Source organism: Cellulomonas sp. P5_C5, from assembly GCF_054049655.1.
In genome coordinates, this window is sequence record NZ_JBFULY010000044.1 from 1 (window position 1) to 26,889 (window position 26,889).

Sequence of the window (26,889 nt, forward strand, 5' to 3'; positions counted from 1 at the left end):
TCACCATGCTGCCGTCGGTGCCGCCTTGGCCCCAGCTCGACGCCATGGCCCGCGTCGGGGACTGGCCGGAGGACGCCGACGGCGGGTAGCTCGTTGGGCCTAGCCTCGCTCGTTCCCCGTGCGCTTCTGGCGGGCCTCGCGCTCATCGGTCAGGTTCGTGACCTCTTCGAGCCGACCCCGGGCCAATCCATGCATGAGGACGTTCCTAGCCAAAGAGACGACCTCCAGAGTGGAGACCGCGAACAGCACGGTGACGACGCCGAAGAGCCAGTGCTCGGCCTGCGTGGATGCGAGTCCAGAGAACGCGCGGTAGCCGACGACGGCCAAGATCGTGCCGACCTGGAGGCCAATCACGACCATGAACGGGCTCAGGAACGCGAGCACACCGCCGTTGGTACCCCGCAAGAGGCTCAGGTACGAATCCGACATGAGCGCGACGACGAGAGCCAGGGCGGCGAAGACCACCCCGAGCAGCGCAGGGGTGAGGCTGAGGTAGTCACCGGCTAGTGCTTCGCGCGCGGCCTGGGTCGTGTTGCGAACGAGCAGGACGGATGCGGCCGCTCCGACCAATGCCCCACCTGCGATCTCCCAGGTGAGCAGGTCCCTCAGCCGCAGACGGCCGACAGCAGCCCAGAAACCGACTTCGCGCCGGAGGCTACCCACTGGTATCGCGCCGCCGTCTCTGGGTCACTCTTCTCACCGCTCCCGCCACCTGCTCTGTCGCGGATGGCCAATCCGCACTCACGTTCTCGATCGGTTCGCGGAGGGCCTGCTGCCGCTGGTCGTAGGTGACCTTCCTCCCGCCACGGTAGGCCCTACCCACGACAAACCCGAAGGCGGCCATTGCAGCCGAGATGAACGCCTGGGTCACGGGGTCCGACCTCAGACCGTCCTTGTTGAGCCCCGCGTCCTGGTCCCTCGCCGTGATCCTCTCGCTGATCTTCTCGGCTTCGAGTCGGTCGAGCCGCTCGAAGAGCTCTTCGAAGGCTTCCTCGCCGTCCGGGTTGGGGCGCTCGAAGACGAACTTCAGCTCCGTGATGCTCTCGGCGCTGTCCAGCCAGGCGTAGAACTCCCGTGGATCACCGACGGGCTCCACGGCCCAGACGACCGTCGGAATCCGCCACCGCTGCTCCGACCGGTTCAGCATCTCTGTCAGTACCCACTGGACTGTGTTCTCCGTGAACGACGGGTGCTTGAGAACGCCCAGGAATCGCTGGTCACGCAGGTAAGCGAACGGCGCGACGCCGGAGGCCTCGCTGCGCACGACCTCATCACGCCACTCCTGGGTGTCCTCGTCCCACACGTTGGTCAGCGCCTCGCCCGACCTCGACCACCCGAGCATGCCGGTGATCGTGCCTGCCTCCACGTCGTGTGCGATGTTGCCCACCCGCCACTCGCGCTGGTACCGGCGGCCAKAGGTAACCGGCCGCTGCTGGCGTCGGAGCGTCTCGTTCAGGTGCACCAGGGCGTCGGGGGGAGGCTCGAAGAGATTGAGGTCGGCTTCGATCGGTCTGCGGTTCACCTTGTAGATGAGGACGTCGAGCGTCTTGCCTGCGAACCAGTGGCCTTCGCCGTCTTCCAGGTCGTCCATGGGCTGATCGCTCACGGCGCACCCCCTTGTGTAGTCGCCTACACGGACGCTAGCGGCCCAGGTCACAGCCCCGCGGCCATTCGGGCGGACGCGCCGGTCCTCCTGACTCGACGGCCTCCGCCGCAAGCGCGCGCTCCAGGGCATGAGCGAGCGAACTGGTGCGCGGGATGCCACCCCACACGCCGTCGTGCTCGTCCTGGCCAGCCTCACCGCACGCGACCACGACAGGGCAGCTCGCACAGACGCGCACAGCTGCCAGGACGCGGGCCGGGTCGATGGAGAACCAGCGGCCCGCGTCCGGGTCACCCGCGCACGCAGCGCGGTCCTGCCACATCACCGACGGCGGCGGCTGCGGAGGTCCGCGTTGATGCGCTCACCCACCGTCAGCCGCTCGTCGTCGGGCTCGCCCGCCTGCCCCTGCTCGTCGGCCGCGCCCGGCGTCGTGCCGCCCAGGGTGGAGGTCCCACGGCTCGACCGAGCCGCCCGCAGCTGCTCCCGGATCGGGTCGTTGGCGCTCATGCCCCAACCCCCGCCCCAGCGTGCCCCACCTGCACCCCACCGGACCCCGTGGGGTGCGAGCTGGAACGGGCGGCCACCCCAACGCGCCCCACGGGAAGCCCCGCCTTCGCCTTCGCATCGGCMACCGTCGGGGCGTCAGCCAGCGGGCCCGGCCACACCCCAGCTCGCAGGGCCGCCGTCACTGCCCAGTGGGCCCGCAGGCTGGCCACGGACACCCACCCACCACGGCCAGGGCCGCCACCCAGGCCCGGCTGGCACCACACGGCCACGGGCTCGTCCCAGCCGCGCTCCAGGGCCGCGAACGCGATGCCGCCAGCCACCCCGAACTGGAACAGGCTGGAGCCACCCCGCAGCGCCAGCTGGAGCTGGTGCAGGCACTCCGCCTCCGTCGTCACGCCCTTCATCGCCTGCTCCACCCGGTGGTCGATCTGGGCGCGGTCCTGGGGCGTGATGGGCACGTTCGCGCTGCCGACGCCGAAGAGCCGGTCAGCCTCCTGCTGCGTGCTGCCGACCGCGACGGCCAGGGCCTGCTCACGCAGCGGGCCCAGCTCGCGCTGAGCCTGTGCCGCCAGGGTGTCGGCCTGGTGCTCCTGGCCCGCCTGGAGGGCCGAGATGAGCCGGGTGTAGGTGTCCCAGCGCCGCTCAGTGGCGCGGCCCAGGAACTTCCCCAGCGAGCTGCCGCCCGCCACCTGCCGCACCGCCTCGTTGGCCGCTGCCAGGAGGTCGTCCTGGGGTGGTGCTGTCGTGCTCGTCGCCTTGCTCATGGGTGTAGCTCCGTTCGGTCGGCGGGCCGGTCGTGACCCGTCGTTGGCGTCCCGTGCGAGTGCGACGGGGCGAGTGTGGGGGCTCCAGCTGCCGCCGGTGCGGGCTGGGCGAGGGAGATGGCCACGGCGGCCACCAGGAGGGCTGTGCGAGCCGTCTCGCGCACGCAGTTGGGCACCGGCAGGCGCAGGTCGAGCCAGGGAACGGCTACCTGTCCCGGGCGAGTCATGCGAGGCTCCGCACCATGAGCAGCGACAGCGAGCGCACGGCCTTCGAGGGCCCGGCGGACTCCTGGGACGACCAGGTGAGCGCGACCTTCGATACGTACAGCCGAACGGAGGACGCACTGGCCAACGCCCATGCCGCTCTCCAGGCCGTTGCGGGAGGCCATGATCGGGTCAGGATCGAAACAGCCGAGCGCGAGCTGGCGGCCACCCGCGCCATGCGCGACGGAGCGCTGGAGCTCTTGCGGTACACGCAGAACGAACGAACGGACGCCCGGGCGTGGGCCGCAGCGCAGGCCGCCGACAGGCAGGCCAAAGCTTCCGACCGCCAGGCAACGAGGCTGAACGTGGCTACAGTCGCGCTCGTCGTGGCGGCATTCATCACGCTCGGCGTGGCCGTCCTTGACCAGTGGCAACCGGATGCGCCCCCACAGGTACGCGTGACGGTCCCGGCCCCGGTCGTGACTGTCATCGCTCCGCTGCCGACGCCGTAGCCACAGATCGGCGCGCGATGCCGTGGCACCTGTAACTGGCGACCCGTGGCCGCTCCGGGGTGACGCTCTGCGGGGCTCATCGCGCGACCGCCAGGGCATCGACCCAGCGCAGCTCGTCGGCCTCCAGGGCGTAGACCAGGTGCCCGTCGCGGCTGGTCCAGTGCACCAGGTGGCCGGTCGCATGGGCGTAGTCCCCAGCTGCCAGCGATGCAGCGACCTGGGGCGCATGAGGGCCCGCCAGGTCCACGTTCAGGTGGGTGGTGCGGCTCGCGCCCTTGCACGCCAGCCGCACGCGGCAGATGCGGTCCCCTCGCGGCGTCGTGCGTACCCGGGGGGCCACGACCAGCTGACCCATGGCGGTGATCGTCGGCAGGCTCACCGCGCGACCGCCGATCCGGGGAACGGCAGCACGTTGTCAGCCACCGGGGCCGGTGCCTCGCTCGTCGCGCGCATCGCGGCCAGCGTCTGGAGCACGGCAGCTCGCTCGTCGGGGCTCAGGGTGAGGGTGATCTGGTCGGCCATGGTCGGGGCTCCTGTCAGGGTGGTGGGGCGGCGCTCGGAGTGAGACATAGGTGGGTGAGACGTAGGTACGGGGTGAGACTCAGGGGGCGTAGCCCCCACATGTGTCACCTGGAGGGCCTGGAGGCCGGGGGCGAGGGTGTAGGTGGAGGCACGGCGTGTGCGGTGGTCGCCCTGGGTCGAGCGCACCAGCCAGATGCCCTGATCTGCGATGGCCGCGATGGTCCGCTGAGCTGTCGGCACGGTCAGGCCGGTACGAGCTGCGACGACCCGCACGGGCAGAACCGGGGTGCCGGTGCCGTACTCGGATGCGAGGGCCAGCGCGACCTCCAGGACGGCCCGGTGCCGGTCGCTGACGGAGCTGTCGGCCGTCAGGGCCTCCCGGACGTGCTCCAACCAGTCGAGCGTTGCGGACCGGTCACGCGGAGGCTTGGCCGCGAGCTGCGCCGTCTCGTCCCAGTGGCGAGCTAGGTAGGTGAGCCGCACGCCGGGGGCCATGCGGATGCCACCCCGGCCGGTGGCGATCTGGTCAGCCAATCCGCCGGATCGGGGGTCGCCCAGGCGCAGCATCATCTCCGTGCGGCTCCACCCGGCGCGGTGCATCGCCAGCATCACCTGGCGGGTGGCCTTGACGACCGCCTGGCGAGTCAGCCCGTTCAGGGGAACGCCCGTGCTCAGGAGGTCCTGCCACTTGCCCTGGAGCGGTCGGCCGGTCACAGGCCCTCCAGCAGCTGAGGCTGCTCCCAGTCGTGGGCAGCTCGCTCACGGGCAGCGAACGCCTCCAGGTCCGCCACCCGCACGCGCACCCGGTCCAGGTGGTCCAGGTAGGTCGGCAGCCGACCAGCGGCCTCCCACTCGTAGATCAGCGAACGACTCACGGGACGGCCCAGCAGCTCCGAGAGGATCGGCGCGGCCTCCGTGAGCGAGCGGGGCAGGTCGTCGCTCATGCCGCCACGTCCTGGGCGTCGTGGGCCCGCTCGCGGTTGAAGAGCAGCGCCAGCAGGGCATCGAGCTGGCCTGGGCGGTCTGCGGGCAGCCACTCAGCGGTGGCGGTGATCTGGTCGTGCACTGGGCGCTCCGGGGCTCCAGGGCGTGCTGCGATGCAGCAGCCCATCTGAGAACCCGACGCGCGCCCGGCGGCCCGTGCCAGCGACCCGCGATCCCAGGTAGCCCCCGCCTGTCCCACCCCGTCGGAGTGGCGAGCCAGGCCGGTAGCGGGAGCGCCCGCCACTGTCCCCGGCTGGGGGTCGCGGTGGGGCCGTCTCCTGCGCCGCGACCGGTGTGCCTGAACAGGGCACCCGTGCCGCCGACTCGCTCGAAGCTTTGCCAGGCGTGCATCCCCGTTCGGGGCCTGGTCGTTTCGACGTCGCTCGTCGCAACCGCTATGGCCACTCTATCGGAAGTCAGGCGCTCTGCGATAGGCTTGCAACGCGCTGACCTGCAACTGGGTAGTGCGCTACACCGCAAGTGAACGGGCAGAAAGTCTGTTCACCTGAATAGAAGTCAGGAGCTGAGGCATGTCGGAGGTCGTCACCGTGCGCATCGCGGGCGCAGACCACCAGGTCAGCCGCGCGCAGGTGCTGGAGGCCACCCGCTACCAGCGGCCTCCGCGAGCGCTAGGCACCGGCGGTCAGTGGGTCCTGATCCGCGACCGGCGCGTGTCCGCTCGCTGGGCGCTCCGACGCACCTTGGAGGCCACCGACCGCGCCGACGTGGCCGCCTCCGTGCAGACCTGGCACGCGCTCGACGCCCTCCGACGCCTGGGCTTCACCACCACGACCTGACGCCCGATCCACAGCACCGTCCCCAGTAGCCCGCTACACCGCACCAGCCCCCGGAGCACCCGATGACCAGCAGCACCAGCACACCGACCAGAGCCGCCGTCTACCTCCGCGTGTCGTCCGAGGAACAGGTGGAGGGCACCAGCCTGACCACTCAGGAGGAACGGTGCCGGGCCTACATCGACGCCCAGGGCTGGCAGCTCGCTGAGGTCTACGCCGACGAGGGCGTGTCCGGCGCGAAGGCCAGCCGCCCCGCGCTCGACCGACTCCTGGCCGACTGCGCCGCCGGGCGGGTGCAGGCCGTCGTCGTGCTGAAGGCCGACCGGTTCAGCCGCAACCTGGGCCACCTGCTCACCACCCTGGACCAGCTCACGGCTCAGGGCGTCACGTTCCGCTCCGTCACGGAGGCCATCGACACCGGCTCCACGTCGGGCCGGGCCATGACCGGGATGCTCGGGGTGTTCGCCCAGATGGAGCGTGACCTGATCCGCGAGCGGACGCGCTCTGGGGTCAACGCGAAGGTGCGAGCTGGAGGCTGGGGCGGCGGTCAGGAGCCTCCATACGGCTACCGGATCGCGGGCAGCGGGCGGGACGCGAAGCTGGCCGTCGATGACCGGGAGGCGGCCCTGGTGCGCCAGGCGCTGGAGATGATCCTGGACCAGCAGCTGAGCGCCCTCCAGACCGCTGTTCGCCTGAACGCGCTGGGCATGACGCCACGGCACGCCACGGCCTGGACCTCCCAGAACCTGCGCCAGTTCCTGCGGCGCGGCGAGTGGGACGGCCGTTGGACCTTCGGCAAGACCGGCACGTCCTCCGAGCGCATCACCGTGCCCGTGGAGCCGATCGTGAGCCCCCAGCGGTTCGCCCAGCTCCAGGCGTATCTGGCGGGCACCGCGCAGACCCGTGGCGCAGCTCAGACCCACCCGCTGTCCGGGCGGATGCGCTGCACCTGCGGGGCCGTCATGACCGGCATCGCACGGGGCGACCGTGCGAACCGGCGCTACCGCTGCTCGCACGGCCGCACTGACCCCCGGCGCGACTTCCGCTGCCTGGAGCCCTCCCTGCTGGGCCAGCGCGTCGATGACGCCGTGTGGGGCCAGGTGCTCGACCTGCTCACCGACCCCGACCGGCTCATGGCCATGGCCCGCGAGCGGCTGGGGATGCTCACCGGCGCGCAGCAGGTCACAGCTGAGGCGATGACCGACGCCGACGCGGCCGTGCAGCGCACCCAGGCCGCGCTGGCCGGTGCCGTGGCTCAGTGCCTGTCGATGGGGCTCGACCAGGCCACCACGGAGGCCACCGTGCAGAACATGCGCGCGAAGCACACGGCCGCCCTGGAGCACCGGGCGACGGTGGCCGCGATCAGCCAGGAGACCGCACAGGCGAAGGCACGCATGGTCACCGCCCAGCAGCTCGCCCGCGTGGCCCGCGACCGGCTGGTGACGGCTGACAGCGCCCTACGCGCTCAGGTGCTCGGGCTGCTCAACGTGCAGGTGCAGGTGGAGGCAAACGACGCCGACGGCGTGCACCTGGTCGTGACCGGCTCCGTCGCTCACGACCTCATGCTGCAAGGGCTGGCACCTGCCGAACTGGCCACTGACGCCGCGTGACGTCCGGGATCACCGCGTGCAACCGTTCGCCGCCGGGCAGGCTGGCGTCCACGAACGGGCTGGACAGGTCCAGGCGGCGACCCGACACCTTCAGCATCTTCTCGACCAGGTCACGGACCTGGCCGTCCGTGAGGATCGTCGTGGTCAGCTCCGCCTCACCGCGCCGCGCGACGAACACCTGCGTCGGCGCAATTGCTGTTTACCGATACCCTTGACTACATGGCCACACGTACCGCGATCTACACGCGCATCTCCTCCGACCGTGAGGGCACCGAACTTGGGATCACCCGCCAGGAGGAGGACACCCGCGCGCTCGCTGGCCACCTCGGCTTTGAGGTGACCCACGTGTTTCGGGAGAACGACCGGGGCGCGTCGACACGTTCGCGCAAGGATCGGCCGCAGTACAACGCGATGATCGAGCGCGCCCGTGGTGGGGAGTTCGACGCGATCCTGGCCTACTCCAACAGCAGGTTGACCCGTCGGCCCCGTGAGCACGAGGACCTCATCGACCTCGTCGATCGACACGGCGTGCAGATCCGCACGTGCGTCTCTGGCCAGTTCGACCTATCGACGGCCGACGGACGCGCGGTCGCTCGCACGATCGCGGCGTGGGACGCCGCCGAGGCCGAGCGGACCGGAGAGCGCTCGCAGCGCGCGTTCCGGCAGGTCGCCGAGTCCGGGGGTCGGCACGGTCAGGTGCCGTTCGGGTGGCAGGTGGAGGATGGCAAGCAAGTCATCGATCCATTGGCCGGGTCCATCGTGCAGGAGGCTGCCCGCCGACTGCTCGGCGGCGAGACCTTGCGGGCCATCACGCGGGACCTCAACAGCAGGGGTTCGCACCCGAAACGTGGAGCGGCATGGACCGGGCAGCAGATGCGGCGTGTCCTGCTTCGCGAGGCGAATGCCGGTCGACGCTCGTACAAGGGGCGGGTCATCGCGGATGGCCAGTGGCCGCCGTTGTACGACGCCACGACACACGACCGCGTGGTGGCACTCCTGACCGACCCGGAGCGAAAGACAACCCGGGGCACCGACCTCAAGTACCTCCTCACGGGCATCATCCGGTGCGGGCGCCCCGAGTGCGGCGACGCGATGCGGGTGCACGCCGGTGGCACGGAGGGTCGCGCCCCTGCGTACGTGTGCCCCACCTGTCTGCGGGTGCGGCGCAAGATGGTCACCGTCGACAACTTCGTCGTCGAGACACTTCTCTCGCGCTTGTCACGGCCCGACGCACCCAATCTGTTCGCCGGGGATGCCGACGCGATGCACGCCGCCGAGGCCGAGGCGGTCGCCCTCAGGGCACGCCTGGAGCACTACGCCGAGCAGGCCGCCGACGAGGTCATCACGGACGAACAGTTGGCGGTGCTGACCAAGCGGTTGCTCCCGAAGGTCGACGCTGCACGCGCTCGTGCCCGCGCCGCTGCGCCGAACCCCGAACTCACCCGGTTCATCGGGCCACAGGCGGCCGATGCCTGGGAGGCCGAGGACCGTATTGACGTTCGCCGGGCACTCATCCGGAGCGTCATGGACATCACGCTGAGGCCGTCCGGCCCCGGTGTGCCGTTCCACCCTGAGCAGGTCGACATCACGTGGAAGTCGCCGACGGTGCAGCTCGTCGCCTAGGTGCACTACCGGCGGGCGGCGTGCCCGCCGTAGTCTGTACTTCGTTCGCAAGAACACCGACGTAAACCCCCACGACGGCAAGCGGGCAGTCCCGGCTCAAGGCCGAACCGCGTGTGGTCGCTGGAGGCCCCGCTAGACCGTGCACCGCTCAACGCGGCGGCGGACGGGGCGGCGGCAGCGCAAGGCTGACACCGAGCAACGTGAGGAACCCGATGGTTCCGACGTGCTCGGTGTTCGTGTTCCCTGAAAGGAACGCGTCATGGCCCAGCCCGCCAACCGTCATCTCATCGCCAAGATCGCCGTACACGAATCGTGGTCACACACCCCGGACCGCGCCGCACGCACTGCCCCTGCCAGGGCGGCCGCGCTCCTGGCCCGCTTCGAGCGGGAGGTCGACCCTGAAGGCACCCTCCCGCCCGACGAGCGGACCCGGCGCGCCGAGCACAAGCACGCCGCGTACCTCGCCCGGCTCGAACTCGACGCCCTGAAGACGGCCCGTGGGCGTGATCTTCTCGCCGAGGGCGAAGCCGCTGCGGCCGAGCTGACCGCCCTGACCGGTGGCGGTGAGGTCGCATGAGCGCCTTCGACCTCGACGACCCGAGCCGCCGACCCCGCGACATCACACCGACGACGTGGCGGCTCATCCGCTCGGCAGCCGATGATCTGGCATCCACCGCACCCCCGCTCAGCGAGGAGCAGCGGGACACTATCGTCCGGCTGCTCGGTCCCGCAGCGCGTCGCGTGGCCGAGCAGGGGTCGCAGGGCGGCGGTGCGTCATGACCGCCGACACATACGCGGCCCCCGTCCCCGGAAAGGACAAGGGCCGCAGCGATCGGGTGGGCACCGGATCGAGCACCATCGTACCGACCTGCCTCTCCTGCCGTCGGTCCGCCCGGCTCGCCGCCGAGCACCTGCGCAACCGTGGGCTCTGGGGCGACTGGCAGCGTGCCGCGTTCCAGACGTCATGCTCGTCGTCGTGCTCATCCCGGACGGTGAGCTGATGACACCCGATGACACTGACAACTACGTGGAGTCTGTCGAGGACGTGCTCCCGGTGAGCCGCGTCGCTGCGTTCCGCGACGGGTTTGACTGCGGTCGCGCGGTCGGTCGTCACGAGGGGTGGTGCGAGGGGTATGTCGCCGGGTTCGGCGTCGGTGACGAGGTTGCACGGCAAGCCGTCGAGGCCGAGTGGCGCGGACGGATGGTCGTTTCGACCGCGATCGCCCGGCAGATCGCCCAGGCCGGTCCCTACGCGGAGCTTGCCGACCGCCGGGGCGAGCACGACCACGCCCACGCTCAACGCGCGATCCTGCGGGAACGGGGCATCGCATGACGTCCAACGACCCATGGAACGGCGACTACCTGCCTGACGGCACCCTGGTGCCACTGTGGCCGACCGTCAACGACCCGGGTTCACCTGAGGCCGCCGTGGCCGTCGCCGAGCGTGCCGGGGACGACGACGACGGCGCCCTGGTCCTGGACGCCRTCGAGGCGTTCCTGCGCCGGTTCGTCGCCTACCCCTCCGAACACGAGGTCGTCGCGCACGTGCTGTGGATCGTGCACGCGTGGTTCATGGACGTGTGGGACTCGACACCCCGCATCGCGTTCCTGTCGCCCGAGCCGGGGTCGGGCAAGTCCCGGGCATTGGAGGTCACCGAGCCCTTGGTCCCGAGGCCGGTGCAGACGGTCAACGTGTCCCCGGCGTACCTGTTCCGCAAGGTTTCCGACGAGGCGGGTCGCCCGACGGTGCTCGCCGACGAGGTCGACACGTTGTTCGGCCCGAGAGCGAAGGACAACGAGGAGGTCCGGGGCATGTTCAACGCTGGCCACCGCAAAGGGGCCGTCGCCGGCCGCTGTGTCGTGCGCGGCAAGCAGGTATTCACCGAAGAGCTGCCCGCGTACTGCGCGGTCGCGCTCGCCGGGCTCGACGATCTGCCTGACACGATCCAGTCGAGGTCCGTCGTGGTCAGGATGCGCCGCCGCGCCCCAGGCGAGCGTGTCGAGCCGTGGCGGCCCCGCGTGCAGGCGCCCGCCGCCGACGCGCTGCGCGAGCGGATCGCCGAGTGGGCGGACAYGGTCGGCGACGTCATGGGCGCGAGGTGGCCGGACATGCCGGACGGCGTGGAGGACAGGGCGGCCGACGTGTGGGAGGCGCTGCTCCGCGTCGCCGACGTCGCCGGTGGCCGGTGGCCGCAGCGAGCGCGGCTGGCCGCCGTGACCCTCGTCGAGAAGGCGAAGGACACCACGATGACGCTCGGCGTGCAGCTACTCCGGGACCTGCACACCGTGTTCGTCCAGGCGAACACCGGTCGGCTGCGCACCGAGTACGTGCTGACGAAGCTGCACGACCTGGAGGAGTCCCCATGGGGCGACCTGCCCGGCAAGTGGGGCGACGGCGGCAAGCCCTTGGACGCCCGGGGACTGGCGCGACGACTGCGCAGGTACGGCATCCGACCCCAGGTGCAGCGCGACGGGTCCGAGGTGTCCCGGGGGTACGACGCCGCCGACCTGCGCGACGCGTGGGCACGGTACCTGCCGCCCGAGGAGCCCCCCGCGCAACCCCAGGAACCCGCAACAGCCGTTACAGCCGTTACAGGCGTTACGGACGCCGCCGGTGTAACGCCTGCAACGGGTGTAACGCGTTCTCCGGGTGGTTCGGGGGCCACCGCCAACGTCACAACGGCAAGGGGTACACCCGCCCCGTGCCCCGACTGCGGCGAACCGCTCGACGAACCCGGTGCCCTCAACCGGTGCCGACCCAACCACAACCCGAAGGGCTAACACGATGACGAACTACTACGACGACAAGCCCTGGCCGGTCGAGCCATCGACGGCGCCACCCGACATCGTCCGACCCGAGCGCGACCGACCCGACAAGGCCACCGTGCGCGCGATGCTCGCCATGAACGAACACGACGTCGCCCTGGTCGATCACCTGGCCACCGAGGACGTGGACGGCGACCTGTTGGGGATGGTCGAGCTGGCGACCGAGGGCCGGATCGTCACCGACCTGGCCGGGTTGGGCTGGACCGTGGCCGAGTTCGAAGACGACAGCATCACCAAGTAGGAGGACACCATGAGCACCACCGCCACCGCCACCGCCGAGAACGACGAAACGACGACCGCAGTTCCGACCCCGGCGAACGTCCCAGCACACCCGCCAGCCGACCACACCGGCGACGCCGAGCGGGACGACCCGGACCGGCGAGCCAACGCACAGGCCGCCCGCTACCGACGCCAACTGCGCACCGTCGAGGAAGAACGAGACGAGCTGGCCGCACGCCTTCAGGGCATGCAGCGAGCCGAGGTCGAACGAGTCGCCGCCGACCTCCTGGCCCAGCCAGCCGCCCTGTGGGCCACCGGGGTCGACGTCGCCGAGTTCATCGACGAGGACGGGCACGTCGACGCCGACAAGGTCACCGCCGCCGCCCGGGTCGCCGTCGAGGCGCTCGGGCTCGCACACCCACCGAGGACCCCGCTGCCCGACCGGTCCCAGGGCCAAGGGCCGAACGCTCCAATCGGGTCGGCTTGGGTCGCCGCAATGGACCCCCGCCGGGCGTAAAATCGCAGGTAGGACCACGAGGGCAGGCAGCGCCGACCTCGTCAGGTCCGGACAGCCCCAGCGGGGCGACGCAGGCAGCCAGGGTGCCGCCGCGAGACAACCACCGTCTTGCGTCGGCACCTTCGCCGTGTCGGCCCCCGCCCAAGGGGCGTCCCCATGTCTCCGATCACCACACCCGCAGGCCCCAAGGGCCTGTACCCCGACCGCACGTTCCTCGCCCGCGACGTCGTCCCCGACGCGCTCATCTACCTCGTCGCCACCATCGCAGGCAGCATCGAGGGTGACGAGCCTGCCGTCCGCGTGCCCTATGTCGCCGAGGACCCGACCGTCGGGTTCGTCCCCGAGGGCGCCGAGATCACCGTCGACGACCCGACCCTCGACGAGATCGAGGTTCGCACCGGCAAGCTCGCCGTCATCACCCGCATGTCGAACGAGGCCGCGACCTACGGCGACGCCAACCAACTCATCGCCAACAGCCTGTCCCGGGCAGTCACCGTCAAGGGCGACACCGCGTTCCTCTCCAACCCCGCCGTCCCCGGACCGCCCGGACTGCTCAACGTCCCCGGCATCGCGGACGGCGGCACCCTCGGTGCCGACCTCGACGCCGTGCTCGACGCCATCACCGCCGTCGAGGTCAACGGCGGAACCGTGACGAACATCGTCACCGACCCCGCCTCGTGGGGTGTCATCGGGTCCATCAAGGCTCAGACCGGCTCCGCCGTTCCCCTGCTCGGTGCACCCGCCGAGCAGACAGAGCGGCGACTGTACGGAGTGCCGGTCGTCGTCAGCGCGCAGATGCCCCCCGGGAACCTGCTCGTGGTGGACCGCAGCCAGGTCATCGCTGCTGTCGGTCCCGTCAAGCTGGCCACCAGCCCCGACGTGTACTTCACCAGCGACAGCCTCGCGCGGCGCGTCACGTGGCGCATCGGTTGGGGCGTMGTGCGACCCGACCGGCTCGCAAAGGTCTCCGTAACCATCCCGCCGCCCGTCGTGGCGGACGACACCGCGAGGACGACGAGCGAGCGCACCGCACGGCGCACGCAGGGCAGCTCATGACCAGCGCGTGCCCGCTCGACACCCCCTAGGGGCGCCCCCCGGCCCCGTGGAACGAGACCGCCGGAGAGGTGGCTCGCATGTGCGACGAGTTCAGACGCCCAGTTTCCAACCATCGGAGCCGTGATCGACCATGCCCAAGGGTGGAGCCCGCAACCGGTCCGGTCCGCCGCCGGACCCCAACTCGGCGCGGTCCGAGGCACGGGGCTACAAGCTGGCGGCCCTCCCCCCTGAGGGTTACAGGGGGCCGATCCCCGACTTCCCGCTCGTCAATCCGACGACCCGCGAGTACGAGTGGTGGGCGTGGGCCTGGCGTACGCCACAGGCGTGTGCGTGGTCACGGCCGTCCCAGTCGTGGCGCATCCCCATCGTGGGCCAGTGGGTGCGGGTGTTCACGAGGTGCGAGGACCACGGCGCGCCCGCGTCGTTGTTCGGCCAACTGCACCGACTCGGGGACCAGGTGGGCCTCACCACGGCGGGCATGCACGAGTTGGGGTGGACCGTGGCGGTGGACGAACTGGCCGAGCGTCGGAAGCCCCCGGCACCGGCTGGCCCGGTCTACAACCCCAGGCAGGAGTACCGGTATGAGAGCGACGACTGACGAGGGTTACCGCCGGGACCGGCCCTCAGTCAGTCCGCGACCGGTGCACGATCCACCTGCGCGCCATCGATCCACCGAGCGAGCAAACTGAACGCAGCAAGTGCCTCGATGGCTTCAAGATCGCCGATCTGGTGCTGCTCGCTGTCGACGTGGTTGAGAGTGTTCCGGATCGCCGAGTACAGCCCCTGCCCCAAACTTGATGCACCGACGTGCCGATCCTTGAACAGCATTGGGTTGGTCCGGTCGCACAGGCGTAGCCGAGGCCGCCCCGGCACGGGGTCGTCGGTGCTGAACGCCTCTCTGATCAACTGGCCCTCACCTATGTCGTGTCGGTCCAGCTTTCGCTGAGTTCGCGAGGTCACGTTGATGCCTGCCGCCCAGAGCGCGGCGTCGTGGTTGCCGCTCGTCCAGTGAGGGCGCGCCGCGTCCCAAACCCAGGGATGCATGGCATCGGCCTCGATCATGGGCGGCGGCTCGTCGAGTCCAAGGCGCTCACGGACTTCGTCACCCTCGGTCAGCTCCCAGATCAACTGGCGAACCGAGTCAGCACCCAACCACCGCTGAGGCTCTCGGTAGGTCGCCTGCGCGATGGCACGGACGACGTGGTTGATGTTCGCGCGCTCCTCGACGGAGCCGCGCATGGCCGACTTGCGGTGCGTCGTCACCTTCTCGGGCGGCAACGGCACGCGTTCGTGGAGCCATAGGTAATGGTTCAACTGAGAGAGCGACCATTCCACGTCCACGAACGCAGAGTACGGCGGGCGGATGCAGCTCTACGCCAGGGCGGGCTGGCCGCGTGTCCGTCATCACCCGTCCATGAACACCGGACACCCGATACGTTCCCGACATGACGACTACCACGGACGCAGCCACGCCAGGCGATACCGCCCGGACCATCCTCCAAGCGCTCACCGCCCTCAACGTCGGCAACGAACGACGGCCGTTCGACTCTGAGCCACCTGCGTGGCTGCGGCAACTGATCGGGCACGTCGTCCTGCTTACAACCGGATCACCCCTCCGCTACATCGCTGGCAAGCGCGATGGTGCCAGGGCCGATGTCGTCGTCTACACGGACGACCTCGTGATTACAGCCGTCGTCGCAGATGTACCTGCGAACACCCTCCACACCGCCGAAGAAATCACGGCGCTCGCGTTCCCCCGACGGACGCTCACCGCCGTCGCCGTCGCCGTCGAAGCACCCTGGTACACCCCGCTCGACTCAGACGACCAACCGGAGGAGGTCTCCCTCACCCTCACCTACGCCGAGCAGGAGACGCTCCGGTTGCCACTCAACCCCGACGCTCCGAGCGAGCGGCGCGCCCTGCTCGCGCTCCGCCCGTCGCTGCTTTCKGACCTCGCCACTGCCTGACCCGCCAGGCTGGCCCGCGACGTCGAGCGGGTCGGCTTGATCCGTTTCGTTCCGGAGACTTCGAGTGGCCCGTTTCCGAACGAGGTCAGGCCGAGGGCCTGACGGCTTCCAGAGCGTCGACGATCTTGCCCGCCCACCGCACCACCTTCGACAGCACTTCAACCAGCGGACCGCCGACGTAGTCGTCGCCGTCCGCGATCCAGAGGCTGGGCTTGGACACGCCAAACCAGCCCTCCGGGGCGACGTAGTCCTCCGACACATCTTGGATGCTCAGCACGACGGGAGGTTGGGAATCGTCGAGAGCATCCGGCTGGTGCCAGGTCACCTGGCGGTTCTCGATGCCCTCGAACACCTGAATTTGCATGGTCGTGCTCCAGGGCTGGATCGCCACGATGGAGCGGTGCTTGCTGACCACGTCGAGGCGGTGGAGCACCTGAGTGGTGCTGTTCTTGAACGTGTTCGGCGGCGGCTGGTGGTACGGCTGGTACCTGTCCACCACCGCCCAAACGCTAGAACTGGTCCCCGCGATGCTTGCAGAGAGGCTGGTGTCCTTGCGTTCCGGCAGGACCGGGAAGGCTTGCTTCTTGAGCTGCCCGCCTTCGTCGGCGACCAGTTGCCAGATCGCGTGGTCGAGAGCGGACCGAGCGTGGTGGAGAACGTCGTCGACTGCCAAGAGCAGCCCACCGGACACAGGCGCTAGCCCTTCCATCCGCACGACCAGGTCGTGCTTCAACGGGTTGTCCGCTTCCTCGACCGAGACGACGAGTCGCGGGTCGGACGACTCCATCCAGTTCTGGGCTTCGAGTTCGACAACGTCGCGCAGTTCCTGCGCCCGTCCTATTTTCAGTCGAGCGGAGCCGAAGCCGTCCATCCCCGAAGGATGCCCGGTTCGCGGCCCGCGTGTGGCTGGACCGGTCGCCACAGCCCGGGTGAATCCGCTGGCGTGAGGTATCTCTAACGAACAGTGGTGGGCGAGTTGATCCAGATCTCCTCGACCTCCGGGTCGTCGAGGTACTTCTGCAGCGGACCGAGCCCAGCCACAGCGTCGACGACGGACTTGTGCGCGGCCGCGGCGTCGACCAGGGGCGGGACCGCGCCGACGACCGAGCGCTCGTCGTAGTCGGCGATCGCGTCCGTGACGAGCGCGAGGACGCCGGGACGGTCCCGTACGGGGTCGAGCCCTCGCCGCCGGATCAGCTCACGGACCTCGGTCTCGAGGATCGCCACACCGTCCACGGTGCTCCTCCTCGGTCTGTGTCACAGGTGCCCGGTTCATCCGTCATGTCCGGGTTGCACGCTGGCGGGAACCCTAGGGGACATCGCGGGGGTGACACATCCCGCTGTCCACAGACAGGACGCACCGAAGATCAGGACCTTCGGCCCAGGCCCGGAGCAATCGCCCTTGCCAGACTTGTCGGGACATCGCCATCCGGGTCCGGCCCGGGGTCCCAGCGCTCCGCGAGCGCCCTTGGCGGCACCGCCACCCCGCACCACCACCCCGAGGACTCCCCCATGCTTGCCCGCACGCTCGCCGCCGCCGCGATCATGGCCACGCTCGTCCTCCTGCCCACCGCCGCGTACGCGGGCTCCGACGGATCGACGTCGGGCACGGTCACGGCCGCCGGCCACGAGCGACCCGTCGGCGTCGGCACCACGGAGCTGCTCCCGTCGGACGGCTCCGCCGGGAGGTCCTCTGCGGCGCTCGCCACGGACCTGCTCGTGGAGAGCAAGGACCTCACGACCGAGGTCGCGTCCACGGGTGTCCCCTCGCGCTCCTTCGTCGTGGCGGGTCTCGCCGCGCTCGTCGCCTGCACGGCTGTGCTGGTGCTGGTCGGCCGCCGGGACGACGACGAGACCGAGGGCTGAACGCGGCCGGACACGTGGCCCGGTCCTCCGGGTCGCCCGTCGCGCCCGCTAGCGTGTGAGCGTGTCCACGACTCTCACCACGCCCCTGCCGACCGGCCGCCAGCACATCCTCGAGCTGGGGGGCCAGCGTGCGGTCGTCGCGGCCGTCGGCGCGAGCCTGCGCGAGTACACGGTCGACGGCCGGGACGTCGTCCTGCCGTTCGACGAGACGGAGATCGCGCCCGCCTTCTCGGGTGCCGTGCTCGCCCCGTGGCCCAACCGGCTGCGTGACGGCGTGTACTCGTACGACGGGCACGAGCTCGAGGTCCCGCTCACGGAGCACCTCCGGCACACCGCTCTGCACGGCCTCGTGGCACAGACGACCTTCGAGACGACGGACGCGACGGACTCGTCCGTGACGCTCGAGCACGTCATCGTCCCGACCCACGGGTACCCCTGGCCGGTGCGGGTACGCCTCACGTACGCGCTGACCGGCGCCGGTCTGCACGTGACGGCGGAGGGCATGAACCTCGGCGTGACGACGGCGCCCTACGGCATCGGGTTCCACCCGTGGCTGTCACCCGGCGACGGCCACGTCGACGACTGCACCCTGCAGGTCGACGCGTCGCGGCACGTGACCGTCGACGACCGGCTCCTCCCGACCGGCACGGAGCGCGTGTCGGGCGACAGCGACCTGAGGTCCGCGCGCCTGCTGCGTGGGCTGGACCTGGACGACGCGTGGACCGAGGTCGTCCGGGACGCCGACGGGCTGTCCTGGATCCGGCTGGGCTGCCCCGACGGGCGCACGGTCGCCCTGTGGGCGGATGCTGCGACCCAGGCCTGGCAGGTGTGCACGGGCGACACGGTCGCGCAGATCGCCCGTCGTGGGGTGGCGGCGGAGCCGATGACCTGCGTCGCGGACGCGTTCCGTACGGGGGCCGACCTCGTGCACCTGGCACCGGGCGCCAGCCACACGATCACCTGGGGACTGTCGCTCCTCTGAGCGGGCGACGGCCGGGGTCGTGGAGCGGCTCAGCCGTCGTAGTACTCGCCGTCGGCCTGGACGCCCTTGGTGAACTCCCAGTGCCAGCGCTCGTACGGTCCGCTGCCGCCCGGCTGCGCCCACGCGGGGTTCTCCCAGCCGTAGGTCGGCGCGTTCTCGGTGATCCAGTTCCACTTCGTGCCGGACGTCTGGTCCTGGCAGAGGTCGACGGCGAGGCCCCAGCCGTGGTTGCTCTTGCCGGGTACGGCGGCGAGGCCGCCCTTCTGCGCCTTGACGGCCCGCTGCGCGGCCAGCGTGCGGTAGCCGCCGCTGATGCACAGGTCGCCGCCGAACCGGGCGGCGAACGCCAGGTTGAACTCCGCGAGGGACACGGCCGCGTCCGCGCGCAGCTGCGTGTGGTTGTCCCACAGGTTGCACAGGTCCGAGGTCTTGAGCAGCCCGTTCTGGCCGGCGGGGCGCATCGACCCGTCGCACCCGGGGAGCGCGGACCGGACGTCCGTCCGGCTGGCGTCGATCATGCCGCGGGCCTGGAGGGCGCCGTCGGTCGCCATGAGCGACGTCGGGGGCAGCGCGGACAGCGACGAGCCGGCCAGCGCAGAGACGGTGGTGGGGAGCGTCGAGTCGGCGAGGGCGTCGGACCCGAAGGCCACCGAGCTGGGGACGAGCCCCTGGCTGACCGGGATGACGACCGTGATGCCCGCCAGGACGCCGAGGACGCTCAGCCGCGCGGCGGCACGGGTGGGCTTGCGGGAGCGACGGCTGATGGTCCCGTGCGGTGTCACCTCGAGCTCGAGCTCGGGCACCGACTCGATCAGCTCGGGCGCGGCGACTGCCGGTGCGGCGGCTGCCGGCTCCAGGCGCAGCGCGGTCGTGGGCAGAGCGCGGGGCGAGGCGTTGGCCGCGGCGAGCCGGACCGACGTCGGCACCGTCGGCGCGGCGACCGGCCGCTGCGCAGGGGCCGCGGGCGACTCGATCCGTGCCGGCAACGTGGGGAGCGGCACCGGAGCATGGGAGGCGCTGAAGGGCGCCGTGGCCGGCGACCACCGCTGGGCGGGCGCCGTGGATGCCGATGCGGCCGCCGGAGCAGAAGGCCGAGCCTGCGGCGGGGCGGTGGGCGAGGCCGGGCGAGGCTGGGACGGCATCGTCGGCGAGGCCGACCGGACCTGCGACGACGACGTCGGCGACGCGGGGTGAGACTGCGGTCCGGCGGACCATGCGGAGCGTGTCTGCGACGAGGGCGCAGATCGCGGCAGCGCCTCGGTGGCCGGTGCGGCCGACCGCGGTGCTGCGGGTCCGTTGTGCGCCCAGGTCGGCACGTGGTGCGCGGCCGAGGACGCAGGGTCCTGACTCGTGCCGGCCGCCGGGGTGGTGGACTCGGACTCGGACCGGCGCTGGGCCTCACGGAGGCTGCGACGGGTCGGGGGTGCCGTCACGGGCTCCTCGCTGTGCGACCCCACGACACCTCCAGTCCGTTCACGCGTCTCTGGTCTGCCGCGACGTCATCGTCGGGTGCGCTGCGGGCGACCCGGCGACTTGCGGTCACGAAACCATAACGGCTCGTAGACGCGCTTCCAACCCTCTGGACGCCCGTCCAGTCCAGAGATCGGACATTCCGGACGACACGCGGTGCGACACGCCGATGGCGCGCACGTGATCGCCACATCGGACCAACGATCAGGACAGCTGGCCGCGCTGCATGGCGTCGCGCACCTCGCCCACGAGCTCCTCGAGGATGTCCTCGAGGAACACGACACCGACGGTCCGACCGTCCTCGTCGACCCGCGCCAGGTGAGCACCCGACCGCTGCATGGCCGCGAGCGCGTCCTCGACCTCGTCCTGCGGGCCGACCACCGCGAGCGCCCGCACGCGCCACGGCGGGACGGGCAGGGTGCGCGCGGCCCCGTCGGCGTACAGGACGTCCTTCAGGTGCAGGTACCCCGTCGGCACTCCCGCGTCGTCGACCACCGGGAACCGGCTGAACCCGGTCCGGGCGACCAGCCGCTCGACGTCCTCCGGCGTGCTGCCGTCGCCGACGGTCACCAGGGCGCCGGTCCTGATCATGACGTCGGCGGCGGTGCGGTCCGAGAACTCCAGGGCACCGGCCAGCAGCCCCTGCTCGTCGTCGAGGAGGCCTTCCGCCTGGGAGCGCTCGACGATGGACTGGACCTCCTGCGCCGTGAAGGCGGAGGCGACCTCGTCCTTGGGCTCCACGCCGAACAGCCGCAGGGTGTGGTTGGCGATCCAGTTCAGCGCCGCGATGAGCGGCCGCACGACCCGGGCGACCCAGACCAGCGGCGGACCGAAGAGCAGGACCGCGCGGTCGGGACCCGCGACGGCAAGGTTCTTGGGCACCATCTCGCCGAGCACGACGTGCAGGTAGACGACGATCGCGAGCGCGACGACGAACGAGATCGGGTGCGTGAGGCTCTCGCTGACGCCGAGCGCGTGCAGCGGCCCCTCGATGAGGTGGGCGATCGCAGGCTCGGCGACGACGCCGAGGCTCGTCGAGCACACGGTGATGCCGAGCTGGGCGCACGCGAGCATGAGCGAGACGTTCTCCATCGCCCACAGGACGGTGGTGGCGCGCCGGTCGCCCTCCCGGGCCAGCGGCTCGATGGCGCTGCGTCGGGCGGAGATGATGGCGAACTCGGCGCCGACGAAGAACGCGTTCGCGGCGAGCAGGAGGGCGCCGAGGACGAGCGCGAGGGTCGAGCTCATGACTCCTCCTCGTCGTCGGTCTCGACCGCGCGCACGCGCACGCGCTCGACGCGACGGCCCGCCATGGCCTCGACCTGCAGGAGGACCCGGTCGACGACGATCTCGTCGCCGGTGCTCGGGATCCGCCCGAGCTCGGACATCAGCAGCCCGCCGAGGGTCTCGTAGGGGCCGTCCGCGGGGACGTGCAGCCCGGTGACCTCCGCCAGCTCGTCGGGGCGCAGCACACCTGGCAGCAGCCAGGAGCCGTCGGCCGAGCGGGTGGTGGAGGCGCGTCGGCGGTCGTGCTCGTCGGCGACGTCCCCGACGAGCTCCTCGACGACGTCCTCGAGCGTGACCACCCCGGAGGTGCCGCCGTACTCGTCGACGACGACGGCCATCTGCAGGCCCAGCTCGCGCAGCTCGACCAGCAGGGGCCCCAGGTGCACGGTCTCGGGCACGCGCGGCGCCTCGACCATGAGGGCGGCCGCCGGCACGTCGGCCCGGCGCTCGTACGGGACCCCGATCGCCCGGCGCAGGTGCACCAGGCCGACGATGTCGTCGCTCGAGTCCCCGATGACGGGGAACCGGGAGTGCCCCGTGCGGCGGGCCAGGTCGACGACGTCGGCCGCCGACTCCTCTCGGCGCAGGACGACGAGCCGCAACCGGTCGGTCATCACGTCGACCGCGGTGAGCTCGGTGAACTCGATCGAGTTGGTGAGCAGCGTCGCGGTGGACTCGTCGAGCGTGCCGACCTCCGCCGAGCGGCGCACCAGCGCGGCGAGCTCCTGCGGGGACCGGCCGCCGGACAGCTCCTCGCGCGGCTCGACCCCGAAGCTGCGCAGCAGCTTGTTGGCGCTGCCGTTGAACGCGACGATCAGCGGGCGCAGCGCGATGGTGAAGCCGCGCTGCAGCGGCGCGACCATGCGAGCGGTGGGCAGGGGGCGGCTGATCGCGAGGTTCTTCGGGATGAGCTCGCCCACGACCATCGAGAAGCCGTTGACCAGGATGATCGCCAGGATCCCCGCGACGATGCCGCCGATCACCTGACCGAGCACGGACTCCTCGAGCGGCAGGCGCAGCAGACGCACGACGGCGGGCTGGGTGGTGTACCCGAGCAGGACCGTGGTGAGCGTGATGCCGAGCTGCGCCCCGGAGAGCTCGGTGGAGAGCTTGCGCAGGGCCTTGAGGACGGACTGGCCGCGGCGGTCGTCGGGCGCGGTCTGGCCCTCGACCAGTCCCGGGTCGAGCGTCACGAGCGAGAACTCGCTGGCGACGAACACCGCGGTGCCGAGCGTGAGGAGCACGCCCAGGCCGACCAGGAGCCACTCGATCACCACGCCGCACCGCCTGGCGTACGACGAGCGCCGACCCTCGGGTCGGCGCTGGTGATCACGGAGGAGAATGATGAGTAAGGGCAGAGGTGGCCGGCACAATCTCCCCCGGGCTCATCGGCCCGGGAGTGACGCCGGCAGCGACTTGAGCTGCTCATGGTGGGGACGATCATACGGGCGACTGCACGTCTTCACACGGCCCGACCATCAACAGAGCGTCATACCAGTCTCCCTGTGCCACCCTGGCGACATGGCGAACGTGAGCGGTGGGCCGACGACGGCGGCCGGCGGAGCTGCCGGCACMACGGTCCTGGTGGTGGAGGACGAACCGGCGATCGCCCAGGCGATCGTGCACCGGCTCTCCGCGGAGGGCTGGACCGTCGAGGCGGTCGGCGACGGGCTGGCTGGTGTCAGCGCCGCGTCGCGCCTGCGACCGGACGTCGTGGTGCTCGACGTGATGCTCCCGGGCATCGACGGGCTGGAGGTGTGCCGACGGATCCAGGCCGAGCGGCCCGTCCCCGTGCTGATGCTCACCGCGCGCGACGACGAGACGGACATGCTGATCGGCCTCGGCGTCKGCGCCGACGACTACATGACGAAGCCGTTCTCGATGCGCGAGCTGGTGGCCCGCACCAAGGCCCTGCTGCGCCGCACCGAGCGGGCGACGCGGGCCGCCGAGATGGCGTCCGCCGAGCAGCCCGACCCCCCGCTCGTGCTGGGCGACGTCACGGTCGACCGCGCCCAGCGGCGCGTGCTGCGCGGGGACACCGAGGTGCACCTCACCCCGACGGAGTTCGACCTCCTGCTCGCGCTGGCGGCGACCCCCCGCACGGTCCTGACGCGGGAGCGCCTTCTCGCGGAGGTCTGGGACTGGGTCGACGCGAGCGGGACCCGCACGGTCGACTCCCACATCAAGGCGCTGCGCCGCAAGCTGGGCCCCGACCTGATCCGCACGGTGCACGGTGTCGGGTACGCGTTCGAGCCGAGCGACGGGACCACCGGTGCCGACGGTCCCAGCGGGGCGAGCGTCCCCGAAGGCGCGTGAACGCACCCCGGCACGTTCGCGGCGAGTTCGTCCGCTCGCGGCTCCCGGACGTCCGGCCGCTCGACCGCMTGAGCTCGATCAAGATCAAGCTGGGCGTCCTCGTGGCGGCCACCGTCACGGCAGCCGCGTTCATCACGTGGCTGGGGCTGTACAACCACCTGGGTCCGTCGCGCACGCTGCCGATCGCGGTCGGCGGGTCCCTCATCGTCACGCAGCTCCTGGCCCGCGGCATGACCTCGCCGCTGCGGGAGATGACGTACGCGGCCCGGCGGATGGCCGCGGGCGACTACAGCCGCCGGGTCCAGGCGACCAGCCTGGACGAGGTGGGCCAGCTGGCCGACGCGTTCAACACCATGGCCGACGACCTCCAGCAGGCGGACGTGTTCCGTCGCGAGCTCATCGCCAACGTCTCCCACGAGCTGCGCACCCCGGTGACCGCCCTGCAGGCCCAGCTCGAGAACATCGTCGACGGTGTCACGGAGGCGGACCCGGCGACGATGCAGGCTGCGCTGGCGCAGACGGAGCGGCTCGGCCGGCTGGTCACCTATCTCCTGGACCTGTCCCGGCTGGAGGCGGGTGACGTCCCGCTCGAGATCGCCGACGTGCGGCTGCAGGACTTCCTGGAGGAGGCGGCCGAGGGCGCGATGCTCGTCGGCGCCGCCAAGCGGCTGACGTTCCCCGTCGTCGTCGAGCCGGCGGACCTCACCGTCCCGGCCGACCCGGACCGCCTGCACCAGGTCGTCGCGAACCTCCTGCACAACGCGGTACGGCACTCCCCCGCCGACGACGAGGTACGGCTCGAGGCGCGGCTGGTGGGCACGGACGTCCGCATCGACGTGGTCGACCACGGCCCCGGGATCTCCCGCGAGCAGCGGCCGCACGTGTTCGAGCGCTTCGTCCGGGGCAACAACCCGGCGGTCACCGGTCAGGTGTCGACGGGCGGCACCGGCCTGGGCCTGGCGATCGTCCGCTGGGCGGTCGAGCTGCACGGCGGGCGGATCGAGGTCGCGGACACGGACGTCGGCTGCACCATGCGCGTGACCCTGCCCACGGGAACCCGGCGAACCTCCTGACCGTGTTGTTCTACTCGCGCTAGAACACTAGGCTCGGGGGCCATGACGACCGACGGCACGATCCTCGTCGAGCACCTCTCCAAGTCCTTCGGCCCGGTCCGCGCGGTGGACGACCTCTCGTTCCAGGTCGCCCCCGGGCGCGTCACCGGCTTCCTCGGACCGAACGGGGCCGGCAAGACGACCACGCTGCGGATGCTGCTCGGCCTGGTCCGCCCCACGTCAGGCACCGCCACGATCGGCGGACAGACCTACGACCAGATCCGCCGGCCGCTGCGCACCGTCGGTGCCGCGCTGGAGGCCGCCAGCTTCCACCCGGGGCGGACGGCGCTCGACCACCTGCGGCTCTACACCCCGCAGGTCGGCGTCCCCGACGCGCGCGCCGGCGAGGTGCTCGAGCTCGTCGGGCTGACCGCCGCGGCTGACCGCCGCGTCGGCGGCTTCTCCCTCGGCATGCGCCAGCGCCTCGCGCTGGCGACGACCCTGCTGGGCGACCCTCGGGTGCTGCTGCTCGACGAGCCCGCCAACGGCCTCGACCCGGAGGGCATCCGCTGGCTGCGCGGGTTCCTGCGCATGCTCGCCGCCGAGGGGCGGACCGTGCTGGTCTCGAGCCACGTCCTGTCCGAGGTCGAGCAGACGGTCGACGACGTCGTCATCATCGCCCGCGGCCGCCTCGCGCACGCCTCGTCGCTGCCCGACCTCGCCCGCATGGCCCGCGTGCAGGTCCGCGCGGTCTCCCCCGACGCCGACGGTCTCGCCGCCCTCGTCGAGCGGTCCGCGTGGACGCGCACCGACGCCGGAGACCCGCGGGTGGCCGACCTCTGGGACGTCGACGCCGCCACCGTCGGCGCGGCCGCGTTCGCCGCGGGCGTCGAGCTGCACGAGCTGACCAGCCGGGACCCCGGCCTGGAAGGGCTCTTCCTCCAGCTCGTCGGCGCGGTCGACGGCGGACGGGTGGCTGCCTGATGCGCGCCGCCCTGGTCACCGAGTACCGCAAGCTCGTCACGACGCGGCTGTGGTGGATCCTCCTGCTCTGCATGGCCGTCTACATGGCCTTCCTCGCTGCCGTCATCGGCTGGGGCGTCTCGCAGGGGCGCGCGATGGGCAGCCCCGGGAGCGGGGACGAGCTCGCCCTGGCGCCCGACGCCGTGGTGCGCACCGTGTACACGATCGCCGTGACGTTCGGCTACCTGTTCCCGCTGCTGGTCGGCGCACTGGCGGTCGCCTCCGAGTTCCGCCACCAGACCATCACCCCGACCCTGCTGGCCGAGCCGCGCCGGACGGTCCTGGTGTCCGCGAAGGTGATCTCAGCCGGCGTGCTGGGCCTGGTCTTCGGCATCGTCGGCACCCTCGCCGCCGTGGGCGCGGGGGCGGTCGTCCTGACCCTTCTCGACCAGCCGACCTTCCTCGACCAGTCCTCGACCTGGCGGTCGATCGCCCTGTCCGCGCTCGCGCTGGCCCTGTGGGCAGTCGTCGGGGTCGGGTTCGGCTCCGTGCTCACCAACCAGGTCGCCGTCATCGTCGTCGTCCTCGCGTTCACGCAGTTCGTGGAGCCGGTGCTGCGCTTCGTGCTGGCGCTGACCAGCTGGGGTGGGGACATCGCCGCATACCTCCCGGGCGCCGCGGGCGAGGCGATCGCCGGCGGCAGCTTCTTCTCGGAGAGCGGCGTCGGATCGCTGCTCGAGTGGTGGCAGGGAGCCCTGGTGCTGCTCGCGTACGGGCTCGGGCTGGCAGCGATCGGGCGCGTCACGACGTTCCGACGGGACATCACCTGAGAGTCGTCTGAGGGCTGTCGGCGGCCCAGCACAAGCATGACCTCGCAGGGCTGCCGACGACCTCGCCTTGAGGGGCGGCGAACTGCCACGTTGCCCCCTGTTGACCCGCGTGTGCTGACCAGGTGAAGACGCCTGTGGATCCGTCCCGAACAGCCGTCCTGAGGCCGGTCACCGGGCGCGGAGGCCGTAGTGTTGTCATCAACAGAAGTAGCAGTCGGACTAGCAGAGGCGCGGTCACGAACCGCAGCGGAAGTGGGCGATCCCAGCGTGACCCAGATGGCGGATCCTGACTCGACGCGTGCCGTTTTCGGTGCCAACGAGTGGCTCGTGGACGAGCTGTTCGAGCAGTACCAGCGGGACAAGAACTCGGTCGACCCGGCCTGGTGGGACTTCTTCGAGGGCTACAAGCCCGAGG

Annotated in this window: 35 protein-coding genes and 1 pseudogene; 20 read left to right on the top strand and 16 right to left on the bottom strand. The window is 71.1% G+C overall.

Annotated features, from left to right (window positions below; all coding sequences use genetic code 11):
* Window positions 1-99: 99 nt before the first annotated feature.
* From ACXJKF_RS21310 to ACXJKF_RS21330, 5 genes are read right to left on the bottom strand one after another with little or no spacing between them, the layout of a single operon-like run.
* On the bottom strand, window positions 100-663 hold the full coding sequence (locus ACXJKF_RS21310) for a hypothetical protein (RefSeq protein WP_456789746.1): 564 nt from the start codon (window positions 661-663) through the stop codon (window positions 100-102).
* Entirely contained in the window at window positions 656-1,606 is a 951-nt protein-coding gene (locus ACXJKF_RS21315) for a hypothetical protein (RefSeq protein WP_456789747.1), read from the bottom strand. Before ACXJKF_RS21315 ends, ACXJKF_RS21310 begins: the two co-directional genes overlap by 8 nt.
* A 34-nt stretch (window positions 1,607-1,640) precedes the next feature.
* Complete coding sequence (locus ACXJKF_RS21320; RefSeq protein WP_456789748.1) at window positions 1,641-1,925, bottom strand: WhiB family transcriptional regulator; 285 nt, start codon at window positions 1,923-1,925, stop codon at window positions 1,641-1,643.
* A complete protein-coding gene (locus ACXJKF_RS21325) occupies window positions 1,925-2,110 on the bottom strand; it encodes a hypothetical protein (RefSeq protein ID WP_456789749.1) in 186 nt (61 codons plus the stop codon). Before ACXJKF_RS21325 ends, ACXJKF_RS21320 begins: the two co-directional genes overlap by 1 nt.
* A complete protein-coding gene (locus tag ACXJKF_RS21330; RefSeq protein WP_456789750.1) occupies window positions 2,107-2,874 on the bottom strand; it encodes a hypothetical protein in 768 nt (255 codons plus the stop codon). Before ACXJKF_RS21330 ends, ACXJKF_RS21325 begins: the two co-directional genes overlap by 4 nt.
* A gap of 242 nt (window positions 2,875-3,116) precedes the next feature.
* Between ACXJKF_RS21330 and ACXJKF_RS21335 the strand changes: the two genes are divergently transcribed.
* Window positions 3,117-3,590 (top strand): hypothetical protein, encoded by a 474-nt coding sequence (locus tag ACXJKF_RS21335; RefSeq protein ID WP_456789751.1) that lies wholly within the window; start codon window positions 3,117-3,119, stop codon window positions 3,588-3,590.
* 76 nt (window positions 3,591-3,666) lie between these two features.
* Here the strand turns inward: ACXJKF_RS21335 and ACXJKF_RS21340 are convergent, their stop codons facing one another.
* From ACXJKF_RS21340 to ACXJKF_RS21355, 4 genes are read right to left on the bottom strand one after another with little or no spacing between them, the layout of a single operon-like run.
* Complete coding sequence (locus tag ACXJKF_RS21340; protein WP_456789752.1) at window positions 3,667-3,969, bottom strand: single-stranded DNA-binding protein; 303 nt, start codon at window positions 3,967-3,969, stop codon at window positions 3,667-3,669.
* Entirely contained in the window at window positions 3,966-4,826 is an 861-nt protein-coding gene (locus tag ACXJKF_RS21345; protein ID WP_456789753.1) for a hypothetical protein, read from the bottom strand. The genes ACXJKF_RS21340 and ACXJKF_RS21345 overlap by 4 nt, the downstream gene beginning before the upstream one ends.
* Window positions 4,823-5,056 (bottom strand): hypothetical protein, encoded by a 234-nt coding sequence (locus ACXJKF_RS21350; protein ID WP_456789754.1) that lies wholly within the window; start codon window positions 5,054-5,056, stop codon window positions 4,823-4,825. Before ACXJKF_RS21350 ends, ACXJKF_RS21345 begins: the two co-directional genes overlap by 4 nt.
* Window positions 5,053-5,178, bottom strand: a complete 126-nt coding sequence (locus ACXJKF_RS21355) for a hypothetical protein (protein WP_456789755.1) — start codon at window positions 5,176-5,178, stop codon at window positions 5,053-5,055. Before ACXJKF_RS21355 ends, ACXJKF_RS21350 begins: the two co-directional genes overlap by 4 nt.
* A gap of 448 nt (window positions 5,179-5,626) precedes the next feature.
* Here ACXJKF_RS21355 and ACXJKF_RS21360 point away from each other — a divergent pair, with 448 nt between their 5' ends.
* Together ACXJKF_RS21360 and ACXJKF_RS21365 are read left to right on the top strand one after the other, a co-directional pair.
* Window positions 5,627-5,893 carry a hypothetical protein gene (locus ACXJKF_RS21360; protein ID WP_456789756.1) on the top strand — a complete coding sequence of 89 codons (267 nt, stop codon included), beginning with the start codon at window positions 5,627-5,629 and terminating at the stop codon, window positions 5,891-5,893.
* A gap of 62 nt (window positions 5,894-5,955) precedes the next feature.
* The gene (locus ACXJKF_RS21365) at window positions 5,956-7,500 is read left to right on the top strand and encodes a recombinase family protein (protein ID WP_456789757.1); all 1,545 of its coding nucleotides are present in this window, start codon (window positions 5,956-5,958) and stop codon (window positions 7,498-7,500) included.
* On the opposite strand, the pseudogene ACXJKF_RS21370 reads toward ACXJKF_RS21365, so the two are convergent.
* Window positions 7,478-7,690, bottom strand: a pseudogene (locus ACXJKF_RS21370) (CpaF family protein); the annotation flags it as partial. The gene ACXJKF_RS21365 and the pseudogene ACXJKF_RS21370 overlap by 23 nt on opposite strands.
* 29 nt (window positions 7,691-7,719) lie before the next feature.
* Here ACXJKF_RS21370 and ACXJKF_RS21375 point away from each other — a divergent pair.
* From ACXJKF_RS21375 to ACXJKF_RS21410, 8 genes are all read left to right on the top strand, one after another.
* Window positions 7,720-9,123: a recombinase family protein gene (locus ACXJKF_RS21375; protein WP_456789758.1), complete on the top strand. Its 1,404-nt coding sequence runs from the start codon at window positions 7,720-7,722 to the stop codon at window positions 9,121-9,123.
* Between the two features lie 259 nt (window positions 9,124-9,382).
* Window positions 9,383-9,700, top strand: coding sequence for a hypothetical protein (locus ACXJKF_RS21380; protein ID WP_456789759.1), 318 nt, complete (start codon window positions 9,383-9,385; stop codon window positions 9,698-9,700).
* Entirely contained in the window at window positions 9,697-9,903 is a 207-nt protein-coding gene (locus ACXJKF_RS21385; protein ID WP_456789760.1) for a hypothetical protein, read from the top strand. The genes ACXJKF_RS21380 and ACXJKF_RS21385 overlap by 4 nt, the downstream gene beginning before the upstream one ends.
* A gap of 184 nt (window positions 9,904-10,087) precedes the next feature.
* Complete coding sequence (locus ACXJKF_RS21390) at window positions 10,088-10,456, top strand: hypothetical protein (RefSeq protein WP_456789761.1); 369 nt, start codon at window positions 10,088-10,090, stop codon at window positions 10,454-10,456.
* Window positions 10,453-11,904, top strand: coding sequence for a DUF3631 domain-containing protein (locus ACXJKF_RS21395; protein ID WP_456789762.1), 1,452 nt, complete (start codon window positions 10,453-10,455; stop codon window positions 11,902-11,904). The genes ACXJKF_RS21390 and ACXJKF_RS21395 overlap by 4 nt, the downstream gene beginning before the upstream one ends.
* Window positions 11,905-11,908: 4 nt before the next feature.
* Entirely contained in the window at window positions 11,909-12,190 is a 282-nt protein-coding gene (locus ACXJKF_RS21400; RefSeq protein WP_456789763.1) for a hypothetical protein, read from the top strand.
* Between the two features lie 9 nt (window positions 12,191-12,199).
* Window positions 12,200-12,685: a hypothetical protein gene (locus ACXJKF_RS21405; RefSeq protein WP_456789764.1), complete on the top strand. Its 486-nt coding sequence runs from the start codon at window positions 12,200-12,202 to the stop codon at window positions 12,683-12,685.
* A 156-nt stretch (window positions 12,686-12,841) separates the two neighbouring features.
* Complete coding sequence (locus tag ACXJKF_RS21410; RefSeq protein ID WP_456789765.1) at window positions 12,842-13,741, top strand: phage major capsid protein; 900 nt, start codon at window positions 12,842-12,844, stop codon at window positions 13,739-13,741.
* A gap of 627 nt (window positions 13,742-14,368) precedes the next feature.
* Here ACXJKF_RS21410 and ACXJKF_RS21415 read toward each other — a convergent pair.
* Entirely contained in the window at window positions 14,369-15,082 is a 714-nt protein-coding gene (locus tag ACXJKF_RS21415) for a TIGR02391 family protein (protein ID WP_456789766.1), read from the bottom strand.
* Window positions 15,083-15,186: 104 nt separating this feature from the next.
* On the opposite strand from ACXJKF_RS21415, the gene ACXJKF_RS21420 reads away from it, so the two are divergent.
* A complete protein-coding gene (locus ACXJKF_RS21420) occupies window positions 15,187-15,708 on the top strand; it encodes a hypothetical protein (RefSeq protein WP_456789767.1) in 522 nt (173 codons plus the stop codon).
* Window positions 15,709-15,793: 85 nt separating this feature from the next.
* Here ACXJKF_RS21420 and ACXJKF_RS21425 read toward each other — a convergent pair whose 3' ends face one another.
* Complete coding sequence (locus ACXJKF_RS21425; RefSeq protein WP_456789768.1) at window positions 15,794-16,579, bottom strand: hypothetical protein; 786 nt, start codon at window positions 16,577-16,579, stop codon at window positions 15,794-15,796.
* An 83-nt stretch (window positions 16,580-16,662) separates the two neighbouring features.
* A complete protein-coding gene (locus tag ACXJKF_RS21430) occupies window positions 16,663-16,935 on the bottom strand; it encodes a hypothetical protein (protein ID WP_456789769.1) in 273 nt (90 codons plus the stop codon).
* Between the two features lie 285 nt (window positions 16,936-17,220).
* Here ACXJKF_RS21430 and ACXJKF_RS21435 point away from each other — a divergent pair, with 285 nt between their 5' ends.
* The gene (locus ACXJKF_RS21435) at window positions 17,221-17,574 is read left to right on the top strand and encodes a hypothetical protein (protein ID WP_456789770.1); all 354 of its coding nucleotides are present in this window, start codon (window positions 17,221-17,223) and stop codon (window positions 17,572-17,574) included.
* A 61-nt stretch (window positions 17,575-17,635) separates the two neighbouring features.
* Complete coding sequence (locus ACXJKF_RS21440) at window positions 17,636-18,556, top strand: aldose 1-epimerase family protein (protein ID WP_456789771.1); 921 nt, start codon at window positions 17,636-17,638, stop codon at window positions 18,554-18,556.
* 29 nt (window positions 18,557-18,585) lie between these two features.
* On the opposite strand, the gene ACXJKF_RS21445 is transcribed toward ACXJKF_RS21440, so the two are convergent.
* Window positions 18,586-19,557: a M15 family metallopeptidase gene (locus ACXJKF_RS21445; RefSeq protein WP_456789772.1), complete on the bottom strand. Its 972-nt coding sequence runs from the start codon at window positions 19,555-19,557 to the stop codon at window positions 18,586-18,588.
* Between the two features lie 28 nt (window positions 19,558-19,585).
* Here ACXJKF_RS21445 and ACXJKF_RS21450 point away from each other — a divergent pair, with 28 nt between their 5' ends.
* Window positions 19,586-19,750: a hypothetical protein gene (locus tag ACXJKF_RS21450; RefSeq protein WP_456789773.1), complete on the top strand. Its 165-nt coding sequence runs from the start codon at window positions 19,586-19,588 to the stop codon at window positions 19,748-19,750.
* A 480-nt stretch (window positions 19,751-20,230) separates the two neighbouring features.
* Here ACXJKF_RS21450 and ACXJKF_RS21455 read toward each other — a convergent pair whose 3' ends face one another.
* Window positions 20,231-21,274, bottom strand: a complete 1,044-nt coding sequence (locus ACXJKF_RS21455) for a hemolysin family protein (protein ID WP_456789774.1) — start codon at window positions 21,272-21,274, stop codon at window positions 20,231-20,233.
* Window positions 21,271-22,590 carry a hemolysin family protein gene (locus ACXJKF_RS21460; protein ID WP_456789775.1) on the bottom strand — a complete coding sequence of 440 codons (1,320 nt, stop codon included), beginning with the start codon at window positions 22,588-22,590 and terminating at the stop codon, window positions 21,271-21,273. Before ACXJKF_RS21460 ends, ACXJKF_RS21455 begins: the two co-directional genes overlap by 4 nt.
* 244 nt (window positions 22,591-22,834) lie before the next feature.
* On the opposite strand from ACXJKF_RS21460, the gene ACXJKF_RS21465 reads away from it, so the two are divergent.
* The 5 genes from ACXJKF_RS21465 to ACXJKF_RS21485 form a co-directional block, all read left to right on the top strand.
* On the top strand, window positions 22,835-23,629 hold the full coding sequence (locus ACXJKF_RS21465) for a response regulator transcription factor (RefSeq protein ID WP_456789776.1): 795 nt from the start codon (window positions 22,835-22,837) through the stop codon (window positions 23,627-23,629).
* Entirely contained in the window at window positions 23,626-24,702 is a 1,077-nt protein-coding gene (locus ACXJKF_RS21470; RefSeq protein ID WP_456789777.1) for a sensor histidine kinase, read from the top strand. Before ACXJKF_RS21465 ends, ACXJKF_RS21470 begins: the two co-directional genes overlap by 4 nt.
* A gap of 42 nt (window positions 24,703-24,744) precedes the next feature.
* Window positions 24,745-25,665, top strand: a complete 921-nt coding sequence (locus ACXJKF_RS21475) for an ABC transporter ATP-binding protein (RefSeq protein WP_456789778.1) — start codon at window positions 24,745-24,747, stop codon at window positions 25,663-25,665.
* Entirely contained in the window at window positions 25,665-26,474 is an 810-nt protein-coding gene (locus ACXJKF_RS21480) for an ABC transporter permease (RefSeq protein WP_456789779.1), read from the top strand. The genes ACXJKF_RS21475 and ACXJKF_RS21480 overlap by 1 nt, the downstream gene beginning before the upstream one ends.
* A gap of 276 nt (window positions 26,475-26,750) precedes the next feature.
* Window positions 26,751-26,889: 2-oxoglutarate dehydrogenase E1 subunit family protein (locus tag ACXJKF_RS21485; RefSeq protein ID WP_456789780.1), on the top strand; the 139-nt coding region annotated here is incomplete at its 3' end.